Consider the following 19,851-nt stretch of genomic DNA (forward strand, 5'->3'; position numbering starts at 1 on the left):
TTTCGGCAAGAGCAACCTTTTTGATATTATGAATTACCTGGTAGCAAACCAAGCGATATGCTATGGATGTCGTTCCATAATTTTTACTTCATATAATCCGTTGAAGAGATATTGCTTTCCTGAAGGATAGGCCGTGCAGAGAAAACGGGTACGCAACTTTTTTTCCATTTTATAGATCTTATTATCTCTGGTCACAAACCATTGGCCTGGTTGTACCTCCTCCACTAAGTGAAGCCCAATGGCGTCATTGTCGTATTTTTTGAGTACCCGCATCAGCCCCGGTTCGGAACAACTGCTGGCACCGAGATTATGGAGGGACCTGTTTAGCTCTTGAGCTATATCTTCCGGGAATACTTTCTTTTGCAGGAACACCTTCAGAATACCCGCATAATTATCTTTCCATTCTCTGCCGTGCGGCTGAACTCTGTGGCGGTGCGCCTCAAAAGTGACCAGGTGGGCGAGCTCATGCAGTAACGTTATCAAAAATCCGTAGGGGTTGAGATTGCCGTTTACTGAAATCCTGTGATTTTGCTCTCCATGGGCATTCCGATAGTCTCCCAGAATGCTGCGCCTGGCTCTGGTGATTGTTAATTTCACCCTATACTTTTGCAAATAAGCGACTACGTCCTCAAATGTTTTTTCGGGGAGGTAGTTGTTGAGTTCTGATAAGGGATGGCGTTGTGATTTAGCCATAAATAAGAACGAGATACTTGATTTATTGCGTGTTAGATTTGTTTTTGTTCATTCGGTAAGCGGCACTCACTTCCATGATCGCATAAAGAATATATAACACAAGAGAAATAATGATGGCGGGGACATTCCTTTCTTCTTTTGCTGTAAATACATAGATGAGAGCGGCTGCTACCAGAACAAAGAATTTCAGGACGGTCATGCCCATAATAGATCGAATAAATACGTTGGGATTCTTATTCTCTAATGCTTTTGCATGGCGATAAGAACCCAGAAGGGCCAGTAAAAAGAGAATCAAATTGGCTATAACAACTACATATACGTCCACAAAAAAACTCAGGTGGATTGAGCCATTCCTGTAAAAAAGGCATGCTGTATTGATTATCAGGAATAAAAGGAGTAAATTGATATAATTCCGCTGTAGCCTAAATTTCTTCATGTTTTTAGTTTGAACTGCGAAAATAACGAATAATTCGGGGTATAATCGTCAGGAACGACTCCCTATTAATTTTTAGAAATATTATTGTTATTTTATTTTACCTCAGCCCGGATTAAATGCCTGTTAATCCAGACTATGACTTGCAAATAAATATAAAACCGATTTTTTGCGGACAGAGGGTGGCCTCCAGCGGGTGTACATCAAGATTTTTTGTCTGAATCCCGGTCTTGTTTTGTTTTAGAAAAATCTTTGACCAGCTTAACCAGCATATATACGAGCAATATTGTCGGTAAAACCCATATAAGCAACGGAATGGGTAGGTCAAGTGCGTTGTCGGCCCAGTAGCCCAAGTACAACCCAATACCAATCGTGGCCATAAGCTGGATGCCGTAGCTCAAATAACGCATCCAGTTGCGATTATTTCTATTAGAAGTGTTTGGACTTTTGGAAGTGATCATTTCTAAAAATACAAAAAAATTGGGAATTATTTACGAACAATATTCTAAATTAATTAGTATTTTTGATATTTAATGAATAAAAAATTTATATTATGGAGGGCGAATTTGCCAAAAAAGGTGTTTATCAAAAGGGGCAGGGTGCCCAATCAAGTCCTCATAACCGATTCCTGCAAAACAGTTACGGTAAATTCGAGATAGAAGGTATTGATGAATGGGAACAAGTTGAACAAAGCCGCCCTACTCAGTTTATATTTGGCAATGCAAAAACTATTGTCAATAAAGTGAGTAGTGGAGATGTTGGCATGCAGTTTTCCCTCAATCCTTATCAAGGGTGTGAACACGGATGCATATACTGTTATGCACGAAATTCACATGAATATTGGGGCTTTAGTGCAGGAATAGATTTTGAGAGAAACATTATCGTCAAAAAAAATACGCCTCAACTTTTTCAGTCTTTTCTGCAAAAGAAGACTTGGGTGCCGAGCCCTATTTCGCTTTCAGGAAATACCGACTGTTATCAACCGGCTGAAAGAAAGTTTAGACTGACCCGGAAGGTTCTGGAAATAGCCTTGGATTACCGGCAGCCCATTAGTATGATTACCAAAAACGCCCTTATTATACGCGATCTGGATTTATTAAAGGAAATGGCTTCGATGAATCTTTGCTGCGTATTTGTATCCATTAACAGTCTTAATGAGTCGCTTCGCCAAAAATTGGAGCCGAGAACAACTACAGCTACACAGCGACTTAAGATCATAGAACAACTGTCCGGTGCCGGAGTTCCGGTAGGCATTATGGAAGCTCCCATTATTCCGGGGCTAAATGATACAGAGATTCCCCAGGTACTAAAAACGGTGGCTTCGGCCGGTGCTAAATGGGCTGGCTTCACTGTTGTCCGGCTGAATGGTCAAATCGGCGGTATCTTTAAGGACTGGTTGCATAAAACATTTCCTGACAGAGCCGATAAGGTTTGGCATAGCATAGAAGCCTGCCATCAAGGTAGAGTCAATGATAGTGAATTTGGTCGCAGAATGCGGGGAGAAGGGCACCTTGCTGAGCTGATCAGGCAGACTTTTAAGCTGCATACCCGGCTTAATCGCCTGAATATGGAATCTCTGGAATTGGACTGTTCATTGTTTAGAAGGCCCGGAGAAGGCCGGCAACTGTCTTTGTTTGATTAATGAATGCTTTCATTGTAAAATCGGTCTGCCTGACCTGTCGTATACTTTTTCGCCGCCAACAAATGTCATTAATATTCTGGTTCTCAGTATGTCTTTCATTTCTGCCTGCATAAGGTCTTTGTCGGTGACGACAAAATCGGCCCATTTACCCACTTCAATACTCCCCTTCTCTTTATCTTCGAAGCTGGCCTTTGCGGCCCAAATGGTTATCCCTTTTAACGCTTCTTGTCTGGTAAGGGCATTTTCCATTTGGAACCCTTTTTTTGGCAAACCGCTGGCATCTCTGCGAAAAACAGCTGCGTAAAAGGTCTTAACAGGCGAAATATCTTCTACCGGGAAGTCAGTCCCCAAAGGGATAAATCCGTTTTGCCCCAAAAGCTCTTTATTGATATAGGCATTCTTGATTCTTTCAGGCCCTAACCGCTGCTCAGCCCAGTACATGTCAGAAGTAGCATGAGTCGGTTGTACGGAAGGGATAATCTTATAGTCCTTAAAATAGTGCAAGTCTTCTGGCGCTACAATTTGTGCATGTTCTATCCGCCAGCGCCGGTCATTCGGGCCTTTAAGATACTTGGCATAGACTTTTAGTATGGTACGAACAGCAGAGTCACCAATGGCGTGCGTTGCGATCTGAAAATTATGTTTATAAATAAACTGTGTAACAGAATCATAATGTCTGAGGGGACTCAGCAAAAAACCGTAATCAGTAGAGTCATCTGCATATGGCTGCAACAGGCAGGCACCTCTGGATCCCAGAGCGCCGTCTGCAAACACTTTGAAACCCGGTATGTGCAGTCTATCTGTTTTTATCTTTCCGTGCTTCAATAAAAAATCGAAATTAGATTTTTTGTCGCTGAGCAAAACATAGAGCCTTATTTTGAGTGCCCCTGTATTTTGCAGGCTATCTAACAAAGGAATCAATAGGGAATCTTCTGCCATGTCTTCTATACTCGTAAGTCCAGCAGCAAAACAGTTTTGTTCCGCCGCCTGTAATGCTTGGGTCGCTTCTTTAACAGTCGGCATGGGAATCTGATTATATACCAGGCTAGTGGCATTATCTATCAGTACACCAGTCAGCATACTGTCTTTGGACAGGATCTGTCCACCAGCAATGCTGTCTCCGGGTTGAATCCCTGCGCGGTCCAGTGCTTTCTGATTGGCGATCACTGCGTGGCCATCAATGCGGGACAATAAAACCGGATTATCTGGAAATAACGAATCTAAACCCGATTTTTCAGGGAATTCCTTTACTGCCCAGTCATTTTGGTCCCATCCTGCGCCAATGATCCAGCCCGTGTCGTTTGCAGCTCTCTTGTTTTTGTAATCGAGAAGTTTTTTTAAAATGGCATTCCAGCTTTTAGTGCCCTCTAAATTTACCTGCTTAAGGTTTTGCCCATAGGCCAGAAAATGGGCGTGTGCATCAATAAAGCCGGGATAGATAAATTTCCCCTGGGCATTTATGTTTTTAGCGCCTACATATGCATGCTGGAGCTCTTTGCTGTCGCCCACGGCCAGGATCTTACCATCTTTAATAGCAATAGCAGATACTTTGGAAAAATTGCTGTCAACGGTATATATGGTGGCATTATAAATTAGTAAATCTACCGATGTCTTGGTATGACAGGAAGCCAATAGGCCAAAGAAAAATAAAGTCAAGAGAAAGCGCATAAAAGTCTGATTTAGGAAACCTTGGTATGATGTTCCGGGTCTAATATACCAAAGATTCTCCGATCTTCCATGAATAAAACCCTAAAATAGACTGGCAGGCTGCCGTACACCTCATGGAATTGTTATAGGCAGGCCAATTAAGTCCAATATATCTACCTTGCGGAGTGTACATCTGGTCGGGTGAGATGCTTTCAGATTGGTATAATTCATACTGTCGGGATATGTTAATTGTTGCCAAGTTCCCAAAAATGGTCCTTAAAATCGTCACCTACAGCCGGCCCGTTCTTAATGGCGGCGGCAACGGCTTCCAGCTGTACCTGTGTAAGGCTTTCCTCCAGATAAGGGAATAGTTGCCTTTCTTCAAAGCGAACATGGCGATCAACGATTTCAGCCAGGGATTCAAGATCAGCATAGCCCACCCTAGGGGGCGCTGCTTTTATAGTCGCAATCATAGAGAGAATGTGACGGTGTTCGTCTAATGCCTGTTGTACAAAAGGGCTGTCGCTATAAATAAACAGAGAGGTCTCCTCTTCTTTAAAATGGGGAATCAACATATGTTGTTCAAAATACCGGATATAATCAATCATGCGACCCACTTCTACCCCATGGCTGATACCTTGGCGAAGCTTCCAGCCAAATAGCAGACTGTAATGATGTTCCCTGGAAAGCGGTTTAAGGTATTCACTCCTTTTAATGGGTGCCATAACTTTACTTTTTAAGGGTGGACATGAGGACTTCTTTTAAGACAACAGCATCGTTATGCGCCTCATCTCTCGCGCCGTAGACTAATGTGACCAAAGGATGTCTTTGAACAGTTTCCAGCAAAGAAGCCATCGTGACTTTGTTGTTTTTTAATTCCTGTTTGTATTTTTTCTTGAATTCCGGCCATTTATCGACTTCATGATTGAACCATTTTCGTAGCTCACTTGAAGGGGCAATTTCCTTGCACCAGTCATTTATATTTGCTTCTTCTTTTTTGATACCTCTGGGCCATAGTCTGTCAACTAATATACGCCAGCCATCCTTGTCGGAGGCTGGGATATAGGCCCGTTTTATCTGAATATTTGGAGTAGACATGATTATGAGTATGGATCTGTTCGCAATTAAAGTTACGAAAGTTCACCAATATATCATTCACCGTTTGGGATTTTAACTTACTACCGCGGGTTCCAGCTCAATGGCTTTTGGAAACAAAATATTGTTCTCGATATGAATGTGTTGATGAAGATCTTTTTCGAAGTCATGTAATAGCTGGAATGTCAGACGATAAGTATTGCAGGCATCTTCGGGCGCTATATAATCGTTACAAAGAGACCGGATTTTAGCTGAGCGCTCCCCTTCAGCTTCGTGGTCCGCTAACATGGCATTGACAGGATTGGCGATGCTACCGAAAGGTGGCGGAGCGGCTTTTGCACCACTTAGGGAGGCTATTGTTATTTTGCGTATGAACGGGAAAAGCATCAATTCTTCCTTTTTCATGTGCATCGCCAGTTCTCCAGCCGTCTGTTGGAATATAGATCTGATCTCTTCCAGTTCAGGGTGACGCATGCCATGAACCTGAACGATTTTATCGAGATAGTTTTTGATCACGGGTGTCTGCCTGGTGACATACCGGTGGTGCATTTTTTCCACGTAATCTGCCATAAGATCCAAAGGCCAGTCTTTCAGACTTGTCGGTACCCGCGTACTTTCATCCTTGTTACTGTTTGTCCCGCCCAGTACGTGCTGTAGCTCAGTTGTTATCTTTTCCATATCCAGGTTTGCAGCCTGGCAGACTTCTGCGAGGCTACGGGAGCCATGGCAGCAAAAGTCCAGTTGGTATTTCTCCAGAATGACAGCCGTTTGATAACTTTCGGCAACAATATCTCCCAGTGTAGTTTGCTTATTTATTTGCATGATTTAATTTTTGATGCTTTTTGACTAAATAGATACCTAGTAGAACCAGCATAATGAGTTTTACGACTTCCATAGAGACATAAATAATATGCAGGGCAGGCTGACTATCTATACCGCCAGCGATGATCTGGTCAGCGATCCGGTCCAGTGCCGGTAGCCCCCAGAAGGTTTCCAGGATTGTCATCAAAGCGGCGATGATAAACAATAAATTTCGATAACTGTATATTTTCTGTGGAACGAAAAATAAGTTGGCTGCGGTAATAATAATGAGCGCCCACTCTACTTTATTTAAAGCTCCAAAAACCAGTTTCCCGATTCCCAGACCAATTGAAATCGTAACACCGGGTGCTCGGAATTTCAGCCATGCTTCCATGAAACTGATAGCCAATAGAAATCCCAACCATAAAAAAATAGCAGGTAATGCGTATGGATAACGCTCTTGCGCGTTTGCGTTCATCTTAATATTGTTCTAAAAGTTGTCTAGAGTAAAAGATCTTTTTGTCTTTTCATTAAGTTAAAATAAAGGTCTGGCCTGGTTATTCTTATAATATTGGATCTTGAAATTGAACATTTCTGCCATTTTATTGGCGCGCCACCTGGCTTCCGTAGCTTTGTCTCCGGTGAAGTGTTCATCAATAGTTTGATTGAATAGTTCCAGCCATTTCTCAAAATGGTGCCAGTCTACCGGCAGGTTTGCATGTGGTGGAAAAGGGCTCCCAAAATACGTATGATCCTCTAAAAGTACTGTCTGCCAGAACCGATACATCTTTTCCAGATGCTCTGGCCATTTGTCCCGGATGATCCCGTCGAAAATGGGGCCGATCAAAGGGTCTTTACGGACTTTATCATAGAAGTTATCGACTAATACCTTGCAATCCTCTAGTGTAAGTATATCTTTTTTATGTTCCATAATACTATTGTGGCCTCAAATGTAAGTAAGAAATTAAATAATACATCGCCCAACCAAAAAAACCAATGATGATCATCCAGACCCAAGAGGGAATGCTTCTCGGGGACTCGCTGCCGACAATATGAAAATTCTGCGAATTTCCTTTACCGTAAGCATTGATCATGAGTGGAAGTACGCCGTCTACAATAGCGTTTTCCTTGATGCCCTCAATGGCAATTGCGGGTCCGTTCTGTACTTCAAACGGTATCAGGCGGATCCCTTCCCTTCCATCCGGGTCCCGGCTTATAATTTTAAGTGTGTGTTTGCCATCCACTAGTTTCGTCGTATCGAGCTCAAAATTCACCGGCGAAATAAAGTCAGCGACCGGTTTAGGCTCATCATCGACGAAAATGAGCACACTGCTTCTGGCTTCGGTGGCTCCTGTTTTGTTTAATATCATTTCCATGTTACTCGTCATTTAAAATCAATCTTTTAATATGTACGCTATTTTTTTCCCCGGGGCGTACCAGCCATTTTACGGAGTAATATAAGGTCGCCATTGTAATAGCAACCATGATCCATATGATAATATAGTCAAAATTGCCCTCCGGTCCCGCTCCGTGCGTAATCCCCCGAAGAATTTTAGGTTGCTGTTTTTCACAGACACTACAGGCAAATGCTGTTTTGCCGATGGCGCTCATCCAAATCAAAAAAAGTGCGATGATTGCGGTTGCTTTACATCTCCGGCCACTGCTTTTTTTCATTGTCTTATGTTTATTAGGTTATTTTAATGTAATGGTTATCTTTTTTTTTGGAATGAGTGGCCGATTTTTGATGAAACATATACAGAGATTCATCCCTGACTGCTGCATTAAAATGCCGGAACTAAAGGCCCCGGTCATTATCCTTCATGAATTCTTAGCTTTTTCATGATAACAGAGCTGTCCCTGTCTTCATAAAGACCATATCCATTTACAAGAATCCCTTTCTCGTCTCCTTTTCTGGAAGAAATGGCATAGATGATCATTTCATCACCCGGATCTGTCATTCCCTCAAATCGGTATACCTCATCAATTTCAAACTCATCAGGAGATAAAGAGAGAACTTCTCCGCAAACCAGGCAATCTTCTCCCAGATTAAAGTCATGGGTATAGCCCCTTTTGTTTAAATCATTGACGGCTTCAGAAACTGTTTCGTAATTTTTCATTGTATAACATTTTATGGTTTTAAAATTTGGATAGAGATGGTGTTGATTTTTTAATAAAGAGCCAGGGTGTCACGGGTTCTTTTCACATCGTTGTTTCAGACCCCGGCCCTTTTGTAGCCTTCTTTATCCTCTAATTTAAAACTTATTTTTAAGTTAGGCTGTTAAAAAATTACATTGTTAATATTAATGATTGAATAATGTATTACTGACCAGCTGACAGCTTGGCGGCATCCATAAATGTTTTCACATCTTCTACTTTTACCTCTGATGCGCTATTGCCCCAACTTGTACGCTCATGGTTGATAATGGCCGTTACTTCCTCAGGTGTTAGCCCGGCTGTAGTACCGATATTGGGCATAGGGCCAAAGCCTTCTTTTTCTCTGCCTGTATAACCATTCATAATAATGCCTACATAAAGTTCCAGGTTATCTCCGGTAACAACACTACTGCCTTTCAGGGGAGGAAAGGCGCCTGGCAAACCCTCTCCGTTGGCCTGATGGCAGCTTTGACAGTTGGCTGTATATAAGGCTGCACCATCGGTCGTAGCCCCACCGCTTGCCTCCTCAGCTTTGATAGCAGCTCTTTTATACAGAAACGCTGGGGAAACAGTCCCGTCAGGTAGTTCTACCTGCTTGAGAGACTGTAGATAGGCCAATAGATACATGGCTTTCTTGGTAGCTACGTATTTTCCAGGTTTTCCATCCATAAACGCTGCCGGAACATTGACAACGATATCGGTCTTTTTGGGTTTATCTCTATATATAAACAACCATGGATAGGCCGGCATAACGGATTCTTTGACGACAGCCCTCGGATTAAATAAGTGGACTAAGTTCCAGTCCTTACTGGGTTGGCGATTACCGATATTGGTCAGATCAGGGCCTGTTCTTTCCGAACCCATAAGCGTTGCAGTATTGTGCCATATATCTGGTCTTCTATCCAAGGCATAGTCTGCTGCGACGCTGGGCCGGGACCCCCAGGTCTTATCCATATCCAGATTTCTGACCTGCTGCGTATGGCAGGCGATGCAGCCATTGGCCACATAAATGGCCTTACCTTTTCGGGCAGCCGGGCTTAACTTAGTGGCACCTGGCAGGGGTTGATTGATTCTATCGGTCTGCCATGCAGGGATTACAGCTACCAAAAGCGTCAGGCCGATAAAAAACGCAGCGGCTGTAAAGAATAGCTTTTTATGATTATCAAAAAATTCCATGACGGGTGTATTTCTGTGTTTTACAATTATTTACTCATTGAAAGATTCAGTTTTTCGATGGCAGTCTTGGCCACATTGACTTCTTCTCTTTTAACAACCATGCGATAGAAATTGTAGGCGAAGAAAAGGTGGGACAGCCACATCAGAGAGCCACCAACAGCTCGCCAGACCCAGTAGGGAGCCATCATGACGACACCTTCGATAAAGGGTTTTCCCTGCATCCAGAGCATCCCTTTTAACGTGCTTCCATACATCAGCGGCACTGTATAAAACATAAGCCCGATGAGTGCCAGCCAGAAATGGGCGCCCACCAGGATCTGGGGAGGTTCTTTGCCAGTCAGGCGGGGCACCAGTGCATAAATGCCCGCCCACATAAAGAAGCAAATAATACCATACATCGTTAAGTGCGAGTGTGCAACAGTGAAGTCCGTAAAGTGCCAGTAAAGATTGGTTGTCCGAAAGGCCTCTGCAGTTCCCTGCATGGATCCGGTAAAATAGAAGATAATACCGACAATGAAAAATGGTAAAGTATAACTGCCGGAGACTTTATGCCAGCCGCCCTTGAAGGTCATCAGGAAATTAGTTGTGCCAGCGATTACAGGGATAGCCATCCCCATGCTGCCAACGATGGCGACAGTCTGTAACCACCAGGGAATCGGACTGAAAATAAAATGGTGGGTGCCTATCAGAGTATAAAACAATATTTGCGTCCAGAAGGCCAGTATTCCTAAACTATAGGAGTAAATGGGCTTATTGAGTTGCTGCGGCAAGAAGTAATATACTACGCCCAGTGTAAAGAGCATAAACCACATGCCTACTCCCTGGTGCATATAATATCCCTGAGCAATTGTTTCCCCCAGACCATTTTGCCACCAGGGCAAATAAGCTACCAGCGCGATGACAATGGTAAAGATAATTGCGGCTATAATATACCAGTTGGCGATATAGATTTCCGTAGTTTTTCGCTGCGCCACAGTGTTGAGGAAATTGATCAGGGAAAGAACCAGCGCAATAGCAAAAGGCAACATAACGGGCCAGATATATTCCCTGTATTCGCCTCCTGCATTATTGATGCCTCCCATCAGGCAAAGCGATCCGGCGACAACCGTGATGTTAATCAGTATCAGGGACCACCAGCCCATTTTGATACTGGCCAGTTTTGTATTGCCCACGCGGGGTACTACATAAGTGGCCAGCCCCAACATGGCCAAGGAGGCCCAGCCCCAGAAAACCGCGTTCGTATGTACAGGCCTTAGTCTGCCGAAACTCAGCCAAGGCGATGCATCAGCGTCCGGGGCAACAAATTTAATGCCCAGATACTCTCCCACGGTTGTGCCCAATAGTAGCCAGAACGTTGCACAGCCCAGATACCAAAGTACCAGCCGGGTTAGCTTAGGGTCTACTTTAGGGCGTTTAACGGCTTTCTTTTTGGCTTCAACGACTGGCAAACCTGCATTGGACTTAATGTTAATCAGTCCCCGGTTATCTTCGGGATCCAAATTACCCGAAAGCTCTGTCCTGTGAAGACTATAATCAAGTGCCGATTTTCTTTTCTCCAAGGTAGCCATCAGTTCAGGGTTATCTGTTTCTGTAAGAATTTCCGCCAGCCGCTCCGCTTCCTTGAGGCGACGGCGGTTGGCCAACTGCCTGAGGATATTAGATGTTTTAATCACCATCAGGATCAGCCCCACTAATACAGGAATCAAGATTAGAACAATGGTAATTATAATTCCGGTATCGCTAAAGAGCCCGCCAGTTTCCTTAACAGGTGTTGTGTCCTGGGCCAGTATCGAACTGGCGGGAAGCAGCATCAGAAATGTGGCAATTAAAAACGTGGGTGTGCCGGGTCCCTTTTTGGTAGTTGATTTGAATTTTAAGAATGCATCGATTTCTTCGCTATCCATATTTTTAATGTAAGTACTCATTTTTTCTTCCTTTACAGGGGCATCGTAATTTTTGGTTTCCTGATTGATCCGACCCTGCCTGGTTTTAAGCCAGACAGCCAGAAAGACAATGCCAGTGGTAATCAGGGCAATAAAAAGCAGTACCCCTAATGCAGGATGTGTTTTTTCAAAAACGCCAGCCTGCTCTTGTCCGAAGGCCGATTCAAAGGCGCCCAGTATGTAGCTTAGAATGAAAAGCCGGGTAAATAAAACAAAGCACTTGTTTTTCATGTGATGCGATTTAAATAATAGATATAAATACCTTTTTATCTTTTATTGTGTTAAAAAAATAGAATTTTAATTTCTTATTTTTCTTTCTTTTTAAACCTTAACGGGTCTTAGCTTTTCATTATTTTATTTTCAGAAAGGTCTCATTAAATTCTACCTGTTCACTGATCTGACCGATTCTGGAACAACGGAAAAGTTCTATGATCTCTTTTCTGGTATGTTTGTATTGATTATGCAGTGGGCAGGGTTTTGTTTCCGAGCATTGTTTAAGCCCAAGAACACATTTTGTAAACAAACTGTCTCCGTCAATTAACAGAACGATATCGGAAATAGTTGTTTTCAGGTTCTTTTTATCCATGTAAAAGCCCCCGTTGGGTCCTTTTACAGAGTTGATAAACCCCTTCTTACTCAGGTTTTGTAAGATTTTTGCGATAAAATGTTCAGGAGAATCGATCCCTCTGGCGATCTCCTTAATGGCAACCTTTTTGTCTTCTCCAGACTGTTGCGCTATATAAATACAGGCCCTGATTGCGTATTCGCAAGTTTTTGAAAATAACATATACTTAATTGCCCGACAAAGGTAAAATGAAAAACATTAATAAAAGAGTTTTTTATCTTTTATTTTTCGGGAAAAATAAAAAAAACCGATCAATCAAAATGATCGGTTTTTTTTGTATTGAATATTAAGCAGTTAAAAGGTGTAACGTAAACCTAACTGAAGGCTCCAGGTACTGGAGGAAGAAACATTAACGTCTGTTGAACTGTTAACGAGATCTCCGTTGTATTCTGACAGGTTGTAATAAATCTCTTTGGTACTGCCATCAACCTTGAACTGAAGCGGGTTAGTCAGTGACATTTTTCTTCTATATCCCCAGTTGGCCCATTTACTACTGATCAGGTTAGGCAGATTAAATATATCTGCAGTAAACTGAAGTTGGTGCAGTGTTCTGCCGCTAGTAGATTCAATCGAAAACAAGGTTTGGGTCAGCTTAAAGTCCAATTCATTAAACCAAGGCGTGGCGGCGCCATAGCGGCTAACATACTCTCCCTTATGCTTAGAAAGATATTTACTGGAAGAGATAAACTGATCATAGGCTTTTTGCTGCTGAGCTACTGTGTAGGTTTTGCCCGCCTTAGTTGTGTAATCTCTAAAGGCAATATCGCTTCCCTTGGCATATACATACATAAGCTCTGCGTTACCATCCCCTACAATAGAGCCATTCAACACATAGCTGTTCATACTTTGTGCACTACCCTGATAGAATAACGATAATGTTGTTGGGAAGCGTTTAGAGAAGCCATGATTAAATGTGTAAGAAAAATTACCCACTACGCGATGTGGCACAGCGTATTGGGAGTTATCCAATACCTGATCGTTTGGTCCGTTTACGTTCGCTATAGACTGCCAGGCTGAAGTGGCCCTGGATCCCGGGTTCGGGCTGACTTCTTTTGCCATAGAATAAGTATAGGCCAGAGAACCATAAAAGCCGCCTACCCTTCTAGAAATCTGTGCCGTCCCGGAGAAAGAATAGCCTTTATGTGTGTTTTCCAACACAATCGGCGTACCCACCAAATGTTCGTCATAATAGAACTTTTCGGCGCCAGCAGGATAATAAGGGCGATTATCCTCTCCATCATAATTAGCGGTCGGAGCCTTTAAGTTGGGGTTCCGCATTACCACCGCATTAAGGTCCTTGGTAAACATGAGGTCAACTGTGGCGGTCCAGCCATTGCCGAATCTTTTGTCCGCACCGACATTTGTCCGCCAGACCTGCGGAAATTTGAAATTTGGGTCGATCAATACAAAGTTCTGAGGAGGTGTTGTTGTCTGTGCTTTTTTCGGGAATTTAGGAGAGTTGGCATATGCGTTGATATCGGGGTCAAACTTGATCACACCGGCTTCATTCAGATCGGCTGTATTGTTTAAGAAAACTGCATTTTGATACACACCGCTGTTGGAAGGCATATTGGTCAGGAAAACGAAGGGAATCCGGCCCGAGAAAACTCCGGAACCGCCTCTGACAATCAATGACTTATCTCCCATTACGTCCCAGTTAAATCCGATTCTTGGTGAAAAAAGTGGTGTATTTTTCGGCCATGCTCCTGTATTATAATGCCTCATATTGCCATTTCTGTCAGGGAACTCTAATGCATCAATAGTGGGGTTATCGATCGGTTTTTTGCCGTAAATTGGCATATCCATTCTTAAACCGTAAGTGAGTTTAAAGTTAGGGTTAACCTTATACTCATCTTGCAGATAAATACCCAATTGACTCATAATCAGTTCCGCAGAAAATACGGCAGGCTGGCCTTCTACTAATGAATACGTATAGCCATAATAGGCAGGTTGCTGTTCTGTAAGGAAATCTTCCAGAGAGTTAAATACATAATGACCCTGAGAGCCTCCCATAAACATGTTGCCTACTTTTTGGCGTTCGAAGGTAACGCCGCCTGTCAAGGTGTGATTGCCTGCATATAGTGTGATATTATCCGTGAAATTCAGGATATTGTTCAACAGTTGATTATTGTTGGTGAACGGATCAGTACCGAGACTGATGTAGTTCTGCCCTGCCCCGTTAAAGATATCAACTGTGGGAAATACCTTGCCGCCTAAAGGTTCTCTGATGTCACTGACATGGGTATAGGTAGCGAGAAATTGATTATTTAACGAATTATTGATCCGGCTGTTTAATTCGAGTGATCCAGTCTGTACAATATGATTCGTTCTGTAATTCGAATTGCTAAAGGCCATGGACTTCTCGCTAAAACGATTATTGGGTAATCTTTTAACGCCATTTGTTTGTCCCGTTACAAATATAGTCCCATTTTGAGGAACGCTCGATCCGTTCATTGGAAAGATATCGTACCCACTGTAAGAGGTGTATTTCGCGGTTAATTTATTCGCGTTGTCAATATTCCAGTCAATTTTAGCCAGAAACTTAGTGTTCTGGGACTCAAAATTAGGAAAATTGTCATAAGCACCTACATCGTAGCCATATTTATCCAGTACAAAGTCATGTACTGTTTTCAGGTCTTCTATAGTCGTAGAGGACTTATTGCCGCTATTTTTAGAGCCGGCTGCTACATAGGTAATGCCGGGCATTGAACTCTTTTCCTTTTCGAAGTTGGCAAAGAAGAACAGTTTGTTTTTGATGATCGGGCCTCCTAAAGAAGCACCATAGATGGTGTTTTTATTCGGTGTTTTTGCCAGGTCTTGCCCGTCGACTTTATAGCCATAAAAATCCTGATTTCTGTAAAACCCATAGGCAGTTCCGTGGAATTCATTGGTGCCGCTTTTAGTGACGACGTTGATACCGGCACCGGTAAACCCGGACTGGCGAACATCATAGGGTGCTATATTGACTGATACTTCACTTAAGGCATCCAGAGAAATAGGTGAGCCACCCCCTGGCGTCAGGTCCGAACTTAATCCAAAGTTATTATTGAGGTTGGCTCCGTCTACCTGAAGATTGTTATAGCGTCCGTCCCTTCCGGCAAAGCCATTACCGTTTGCCTGTGGTGTTAGACGGGTAAAATCAGTAATTGAACGGCTGATACTGGGCAGCTCACTTAATTGCTGGGTAGTAATAATTGTTCCGGCTCCGGTTTTGAGGCTGGCGCCTTTTCTGACTTGTGCATGTACGGTGACGTCCGTGTTGTTATCAGATGATGCGTCCTGCATATCGATTTTCAGGTCATAAGTTTCTCCAAGTCTCAAGGTAATATCTTCCACCTTTTGGGGGACCATACCTACATAAGTGACATCCAATACATAGGGCCCGCCAACTCGCAGCCCCTGGAGGTCAAATAGCCCGTTCTCACGGGAAATGGTATTGTACACTGTTCCGGAAGGCATATGGACAACTTTAATAGAAGCACCTTCCAGAGGAGCCCCCGTTGCTGTCACCACCTTACCGCTAATGGCACTGGTTGTTACCTGCGCCATTGCAAAGACAGGTAGCAATATGATTACCAATAATTGTAAAGTTTTTCTCAATAACATAATTTTGAATTTTACTGCAAAAGAAATAAAATCTTACATGAATAGGTTGTTCAGGTAAATCGTTAATGATAAATTAATAATGCAAAGAACGTGTTAACTCAGTATATATTCAACAAATGGACATAAAATGATATATACAAGTTAATCACATTTTGCTTTTACATATTAATTAAAAAAATATTCATTAATAGTCTTGTTTTTTAGTAGAGTAATAATATATTTGCACCATTAAATGCTTTTATCATTTTTAAATATTTAATATTATGTCTATAAAATTAGGTGATACTGCTCCTAACTTTCAGGCGAAGACTTCTATAGGTGATATAGATTTCTATGAGTTCCTTGGCGATAGCTGGGGCGTCTTATTTTCTCACCCTGCAGACTATACACCTGTATGTACAACTGAACTGGGTGCAACTGCAGCTTTCCAGTCAGAATTTGAAAAGCGTAATGTGAAAGTTCTGGCATTGAGTGTGGATGGCGTAGAAAGCCATAAAGGCTGGATCAAAGATATTAATGAGACCCAGAATGTAGATGTTCAATACCCAATTATTGCAGATGAGGACCGCAAAGTGTCTAACCTGTATGATTTTATCCATCCGAACGCTATCGCTACAGCAACTGTACGCTCTTTGTTAGTAATCGGACCAGATAAAAAAGTAAAACTGATCATCACCTACCCTGCTTCTACCGGCAGAAACTTTCATGAGATCATCCGCGTAATCGACTCGCTGCAGTTGACTGCCAATCAAGGTTTCTCTACTCCGGCCAATTGGAAACCAGGTGAAGATGTGGTGATCTCACCGGCAATTTCTACTGAAGATGCAAAACAAAAATTCCCTAAGGGTGTTAGAGAAGTAAAGCCTTATCTTCGCTTTACGCCTGCTCCTTAGCAAAAATATGACATATATAGATATTTTATCATGAAATACGTATATGTATAAATTTTTCTTAGTTAGTTATTACATTGTACTTGCGGCCCCAATGTCTATTGGGGCTTTTTGCTGCCATCAAGAGACAGATATCCAAGTTTCTCTTAATAAAACCCTATTAAGCAGCCAATTGTTTGGGGGCGCTTATCAATTACATTAAGTTTGCTGCTTCTTGAGGGAGTTCCACTTTCCCCTCTTTGTCTGAACGGACATAAAATACTAAGAGTCTCAAAACTAATATCGATTTAGTTTTTCTAATTATTTTCCTGACCCAAAAAAAGTAATTGATTTGTACAATGAATTTATTTGAAACAAACACCACCACTGCAACAAATATTTTTAAAGGATTAGACGAGTGGATCAGCCATCATCTGCATTTAAGTTCGTCAGCAATACCCTATGTGAAAATTCCCTTTTTGGTGCTTTGCCTTATTATCTTATGCTGTTTGGTATGGTGGGTAGCCAGAAAGATTTGTATTATGGCTGTTCACCGTTTTGTCAATAAGACCAAAGCAACCTGGGATGACCTATTGATAGAGAGAAAGGTTTTTCTGAAAATATCGGCATTATTGCCTGTTTTTATAATCAAGGCGGCAGCTCCGGTAATTTTTGCTAGCTATCCGAAGACGGCCCGTATTATTCTGGAGCTGTCTGATATATTGATTATTGGCGTCTTTGTTGTCTTAATTGTTGCGGTTTTAAATACGATTGCAGCAGTGCTGTCCAAAATGCCGTCATTAAAAGAAAAGCCCATCTTCAGCTATATTCAGGTGATTAATATTTTTGTGTATTTGGTGGGCGGTATCCTGATCCTCTCTGTTCTTTTAGGGAAAAGTCCGCTATACTTTTTGGGTGCCATGGGAGCCATGACAGCCGTTTTAATGTTAATCTTTAAAGATACCATACTTGGCTTTGTGGCCAGTATTCAAATTTCGGCTTATGATATGATTAGAGTGGGCGACTGGATAGAGATGCCAGACTATAATACAGATGGAGACGTGATTTCAATTAACCTGAATACGGTGAAAGTAAAGAACTGGGATAAAACGGTTTCTTCTGTCCCAACTGCCGGCTTTCTTACGTCTTCTTTTAAAAACTGGCGCGGCATGACTGATACTGGAGGGCGTAGGATTAAAAGACCCATCTATCTTAAAATGAGCAGCTTTAAATTTTGTGATGCGGCCATGATTGACAAATTTAAAAGATACCATTTGCTACATGACTATATAATAGGAAAAGAAAAAGAATTAGCCGACTATAATGCTGCTCTTGGTAATGAAGCCCATATTGATGCCAATACCCGCAGGTTGACCAATGTAGGACTGTATAGAATTTATGCCAAGAATTATCTGGATGCTAATCCCAGGCTCAACCATAACTTGACAACGATTGTACGACAGTTGGATCCGACATCGGAAGGGCTGCCTCTTCAGCTTTGGTGCTTTACTGCGGATGTAAGATGGGGACCTTATGAAGATACGATGAGTGATATTTTTGATCACTTATTGACCATTGCTCCGGAGTTTGGACTGGAGGTGTTTGAATCGCCTACTGGAAAGGATTTAATGAATGCAATGGCGGAAGTAAATTTAACAAGTGGTACGACCAGATAAAAAGTACTGCCGTCTGCCAGCGTAGGATGCTGATTGGTCTGGATTACAAAAAAGGACACCCACGGATTGTCTACAAACAACCAGGTGGGTGTCCTTTCGAATAAAATATTGAACTGGCTTAGTCCAAATCTGCTGTATTAACTCTGCTAGGGGTATCCGTGCCATTTACAATCGTTCTGGCACTTAAAGCAATGCAGCGGATGATACGGTTCATATTGGCCAGATCCAATGTGCTAATCTCATCAGAGACTTTATGATAATTAGGCTCGGCATCCATTTTGGAAGTAGAGATCGTATGGGCTGGTACACCTTGTCTGGCGAGTGTGGCATTGTCTGAACGGTAGAACAAATGTTGATCGGTATACGGGTCCGGATAGAAGGTGAAGCCGGTCCCTTCCAGATTTTTCTGCAAAAGTTCTCCCATATTGGTTTTGTCATAGCCGGTAATATAAGCTGAGTTTTCTCCCCATTTGCTTTGCGTGCCAATCATTTCTATATTAAACATGGCCATCACTTTGGCTGGGTCGAACTGATGGGAGAAAAAAGTAGAACCAAAGCCACCGGCTTCCTCTGCCGTAAAAGCAGCAAAGACCAGCGTCCTGGCGTTATTTCCGGATTTGGCATAATACTTCGCTAACTGCATAACGGCTGTTGTCCCCGAAGCATCGTCATTGGCACCGTTATAAATGCTGTCTTGTTTGTTGCTGGGATCAGTTCCCAGATGGTCATAATGGCCGGAAAAAATAACCAACTCCTCTGGTTTTGATTTGCCAGGTAGTATGCCGACTATATTAGCCAAATGCATTGCTGAAAGCTGGTTGCCGGCTTTGATATCAAAACTTTTGACAGCTTCGTCTGAAGCGATAAAAATTGTTGTAAAATCTGACTGGAATTGATGCTGTTGTAATCTAGGCATCATTTTTAAAACGCGTAAAAACTTCTTGGGTAGAATAACCAGCGCATTGGATGATGGGTGACGGCGCTGCCCCAATAACTTGATAAGTTCATGTTGGTTTCCTGGCTGTAAAATTTCATATCCGGATTGCTGATCTGCCTGGATCCTCGGCTGTGTACTGATAATCGCGGAAAGACTGTCCGCTATCTGCACGCCATTTATTTTTATTTCCTTATTTATTATGTGACTGTTGTATATAGCGAAATTCTGGTAATACCCGCTGTCTCCTTTCGCAGGTTGCAGGCCGGCTTCTTTAAATTGTTGGGCGATCACCGCGGCTGCTTTCCGAATGCCGGGTGTGCCATACTTTCTGCCCTCCATATTATCAGCAGACAATGTTGTCAGCAAGGTTGTTGTTTGCTTTTGGTTAATCGTCTTATCCAGCAATTTGTCCGCCTTATTATTTTGAGCATGCAAGACAGCGCTATTGCCTAATAGTAGCCCAGCTATCAGAATGAGTAGGTTTTTTGACTGCATAGTATTAAATTTTCCAGCTTTGTATTACATTAATGACTACAATGATAGGCCATTTTTTT

The 19,851-nt window shown here is 42.4% G+C and carries 19 protein-coding genes; 3 read left to right on the plus strand and 16 right to left on the minus strand.

Annotated elements, in window-relative coordinates; all coding sequences use genetic code 11:
* Positions 1 to 60 precede the first annotated feature (60 nt).
* Together K9M52_RS17085 and K9M52_RS17090 are read right to left on the minus strand one after the other, a co-directional pair.
* Positions 61 to 693, minus strand: coding sequence for a SprT-like domain-containing protein (locus tag K9M52_RS17085; RefSeq protein WP_224069651.1), 633 nt, complete (start codon positions 691 to 693; stop codon positions 61 to 63).
* A gap of 22 nt (positions 694 to 715) precedes the next feature.
* Entirely contained in the window at positions 716 to 1,129 is a 414-nt protein-coding gene (locus K9M52_RS17090; RefSeq protein ID WP_224069652.1) for a hypothetical protein, read from the minus strand.
* Between the two features lie 550 nt (positions 1,130 to 1,679).
* Here K9M52_RS17090 and K9M52_RS17095 point away from each other — a divergent pair.
* Positions 1,680 to 2,768 (plus strand): PA0069 family radical SAM protein, encoded by a 1,089-nt coding sequence (locus tag K9M52_RS17095; RefSeq protein WP_224069653.1) that lies wholly within the window; start codon positions 1,680 to 1,682, stop codon positions 2,766 to 2,768.
* Between the two features lie 9 nt (positions 2,769 to 2,777).
* Here K9M52_RS17095 and K9M52_RS17100 read toward each other — a convergent pair whose 3' ends face one another.
* From K9M52_RS17100 to K9M52_RS17160, 13 genes are all read right to left on the minus strand, one after another.
* Positions 2,778 to 4,436: an amidohydrolase gene (locus tag K9M52_RS17100; RefSeq protein ID WP_224069654.1), complete on the minus strand. Its 1,659-nt coding sequence runs from the start codon at positions 4,434 to 4,436 to the stop codon at positions 2,778 to 2,780.
* Between the two features lie 224 nt (positions 4,437 to 4,660).
* A complete protein-coding gene (locus K9M52_RS17105) occupies positions 4,661 to 5,140 on the minus strand; it encodes a hemerythrin domain-containing protein (RefSeq protein WP_224069655.1) in 480 nt (159 codons plus the stop codon).
* Positions 5,141 to 5,144: 4 nt separating this feature from the next.
* Positions 5,145 to 5,513, minus strand: coding sequence for a DUF488 domain-containing protein (locus K9M52_RS17110; protein WP_224069656.1), 369 nt, complete (start codon positions 5,511 to 5,513; stop codon positions 5,145 to 5,147).
* Between the two features lie 72 nt (positions 5,514 to 5,585).
* Positions 5,586 to 6,332 carry an iron-sulfur cluster repair di-iron protein gene (gene ric, locus K9M52_RS17115; RefSeq protein ID WP_224069657.1) on the minus strand — a complete coding sequence of 249 codons (747 nt, stop codon included), beginning with the start codon at positions 6,330 to 6,332 and terminating at the stop codon, positions 5,586 to 5,588.
* Positions 6,319 to 6,789, minus strand: coding sequence for a hypothetical protein (locus K9M52_RS17120; RefSeq protein ID WP_224069658.1), 471 nt, complete (start codon positions 6,787 to 6,789; stop codon positions 6,319 to 6,321). Before K9M52_RS17120 ends, ric begins: the two co-directional genes overlap by 14 nt.
* 57 nt (positions 6,790 to 6,846) lie before the next feature.
* On the minus strand, positions 6,847 to 7,242 hold the full coding sequence (locus tag K9M52_RS17125) for a group III truncated hemoglobin (protein ID WP_224069659.1): 396 nt from the start codon (positions 7,240 to 7,242) through the stop codon (positions 6,847 to 6,849).
* A 4-nt stretch (positions 7,243 to 7,246) separates the two neighbouring features.
* Positions 7,247 to 7,687 carry a cytochrome C gene (locus tag K9M52_RS17130; RefSeq protein WP_224069660.1) on the minus strand — a complete coding sequence of 147 codons (441 nt, stop codon included), beginning with the start codon at positions 7,685 to 7,687 and terminating at the stop codon, positions 7,247 to 7,249.
* A 1-nt stretch (position 7,688) separates the two neighbouring features.
* Positions 7,689 to 7,985, minus strand: a complete 297-nt coding sequence (locus K9M52_RS17135) for a hypothetical protein (RefSeq protein WP_224069661.1) — start codon at positions 7,983 to 7,985, stop codon at positions 7,689 to 7,691.
* 137 nt (positions 7,986 to 8,122) lie between these two features.
* Positions 8,123 to 8,428 (minus strand): phosphoribosylpyrophosphate synthetase, encoded by a 306-nt coding sequence (locus tag K9M52_RS17140; RefSeq protein ID WP_224069662.1) that lies wholly within the window; start codon positions 8,426 to 8,428, stop codon positions 8,123 to 8,125.
* Positions 8,429 to 8,630: 202 nt separating this feature from the next.
* Positions 8,631 to 9,641, minus strand: coding sequence for a cytochrome c (locus tag K9M52_RS17145; protein WP_224069663.1), 1,011 nt, complete (start codon positions 9,639 to 9,641; stop codon positions 8,631 to 8,633).
* Positions 9,642 to 9,667: 26 nt separating this feature from the next.
* Positions 9,668 to 11,815 carry a cbb3-type cytochrome c oxidase subunit I gene (locus tag K9M52_RS17150; protein WP_224069664.1) on the minus strand — a complete coding sequence of 716 codons (2,148 nt, stop codon included), beginning with the start codon at positions 11,813 to 11,815 and terminating at the stop codon, positions 9,668 to 9,670.
* A 118-nt stretch (positions 11,816 to 11,933) separates the two neighbouring features.
* A complete protein-coding gene (locus tag K9M52_RS17155) occupies positions 11,934 to 12,371 on the minus strand; it encodes an RrF2 family transcriptional regulator (protein WP_224069665.1) in 438 nt (145 codons plus the stop codon).
* Between the two features lie 132 nt (positions 12,372 to 12,503).
* Entirely contained in the window at positions 12,504 to 15,815 is a 3,312-nt protein-coding gene (locus K9M52_RS17160; RefSeq protein ID WP_224069666.1) for a TonB-dependent receptor, read from the minus strand.
* A gap of 263 nt (positions 15,816 to 16,078) precedes the next feature.
* Between K9M52_RS17160 and K9M52_RS17165 the strand changes: the two genes are divergently transcribed.
* The gene (locus K9M52_RS17165) at positions 16,079 to 16,708 is read left to right on the plus strand and encodes a peroxiredoxin (protein WP_224069667.1); all 630 of its coding nucleotides are present in this window, start codon (positions 16,079 to 16,081) and stop codon (positions 16,706 to 16,708) included.
* Between the two features lie 335 nt (positions 16,709 to 17,043).
* On the plus strand, positions 17,044 to 18,360 hold the full coding sequence (locus K9M52_RS17170) for a mechanosensitive ion channel family protein (protein ID WP_224069668.1): 1,317 nt from the start codon (positions 17,044 to 17,046) through the stop codon (positions 18,358 to 18,360).
* A 118-nt stretch (positions 18,361 to 18,478) separates the two neighbouring features.
* Here the strand turns inward: K9M52_RS17170 and K9M52_RS17175 are convergent, their stop codons facing one another.
* Entirely contained in the window at positions 18,479 to 19,792 is a 1,314-nt protein-coding gene (locus tag K9M52_RS17175; protein WP_224069669.1) for a M28 family peptidase, read from the minus strand.
* Positions 19,793 to 19,851 lie beyond the last annotated feature (59 nt).

The organism is Arachidicoccus terrestris (genome assembly GCF_020042345.1).
GTDB classification, from domain to species: Bacteria; Bacteroidota; Bacteroidia; order Chitinophagales; family Chitinophagaceae; genus Arachidicoccus; species Arachidicoccus terrestris.

Bases quoted from the DNA above. Each gene is read 5' to 3' on its own strand.
- K9M52_RS17120 (WP_224069658.1), bottom strand. From the start codon at position 6,789: ATGAACGCAAACGCGCAAGAGCGTTATCCATACGCATTACCTGCTATT.
- K9M52_RS17145 (WP_224069663.1), bottom strand. From the start codon at position 9,641: ATGGAATTTTTTGATAATCATAAAAAGCTATTCTTTACAGCCGCTGCG.
- K9M52_RS17110 (WP_224069656.1), bottom strand. From the start codon at position 5,513: ATGTCTACTCCAAATATTCAGATAAAACGGGCCTATATCCCAGCCTCC.
- K9M52_RS17130 (WP_224069660.1), bottom strand. From the start codon at position 7,687: ATGGAAATGATATTAAACAAAACAGGAGCCACCGAAGCCAGAAGCAGT.
- K9M52_RS17140 (WP_224069662.1), bottom strand. From the start codon at position 8,428: ATGAAAAATTACGAAACAGTTTCTGAAGCCGTCAATGATTTAAACAAA.
- K9M52_RS17125 (WP_224069659.1), bottom strand. From the start codon at position 7,242: ATGGAACATAAAAAAGATATACTTACACTAGAGGATTGCAAGGTATTA.
- K9M52_RS17160 (WP_224069666.1), bottom strand. From the start codon at position 15,815: ATGTTATTGAGAAAAACTTTACAATTATTGGTAATCATATTGCTACCT.
- K9M52_RS17175 (WP_224069669.1), bottom strand. From the start codon at position 19,792: ATGCAGTCAAAAAACCTACTCATTCTGATAGCTGGGCTACTATTAGGC.
- K9M52_RS17135 (WP_224069661.1), bottom strand. From the start codon at position 7,985: ATGAAAAAAAGCAGTGGCCGGAGATGTAAAGCAACCGCAATCATCGCA.
- K9M52_RS17105 (WP_224069655.1), bottom strand. From the start codon at position 5,140: ATGGCACCCATTAAAAGGAGTGAATACCTTAAACCGCTTTCCAGGGAA.
- K9M52_RS17170 (WP_224069668.1), top strand. From the start codon at position 17,044: ATGAATTTATTTGAAACAAACACCACCACTGCAACAAATATTTTTAAA.
- K9M52_RS17150 (WP_224069664.1), bottom strand. From the start codon at position 11,815: ATGAAAAACAAGTGCTTTGTTTTATTTACCCGGCTTTTCATTCTAAGC.
- K9M52_RS17085 (WP_224069651.1), bottom strand. From the start codon at position 693: ATGGCTAAATCACAACGCCATCCCTTATCAGAACTCAACAACTACCTC.
- K9M52_RS17095 (WP_224069653.1), top strand. From the start codon at position 1,680: ATGGAGGGCGAATTTGCCAAAAAAGGTGTTTATCAAAAGGGGCAGGGT.
- K9M52_RS17100 (WP_224069654.1), bottom strand. From the start codon at position 4,436: ATGCGCTTTCTCTTGACTTTATTTTTCTTTGGCCTATTGGCTTCCTGT.
- K9M52_RS17090 (WP_224069652.1), bottom strand. From the start codon at position 1,129: ATGAAGAAATTTAGGCTACAGCGGAATTATATCAATTTACTCCTTTTA.
- K9M52_RS17155 (WP_224069665.1), bottom strand. From the start codon at position 12,371: ATGTTATTTTCAAAAACTTGCGAATACGCAATCAGGGCCTGTATTTAT.
- ric (WP_224069657.1), bottom strand. From the start codon at position 6,332: ATGCAAATAAATAAGCAAACTACACTGGGAGATATTGTTGCCGAAAGT.
- K9M52_RS17165 (WP_224069667.1), top strand. From the start codon at position 16,079: ATGTCTATAAAATTAGGTGATACTGCTCCTAACTTTCAGGCGAAGACT.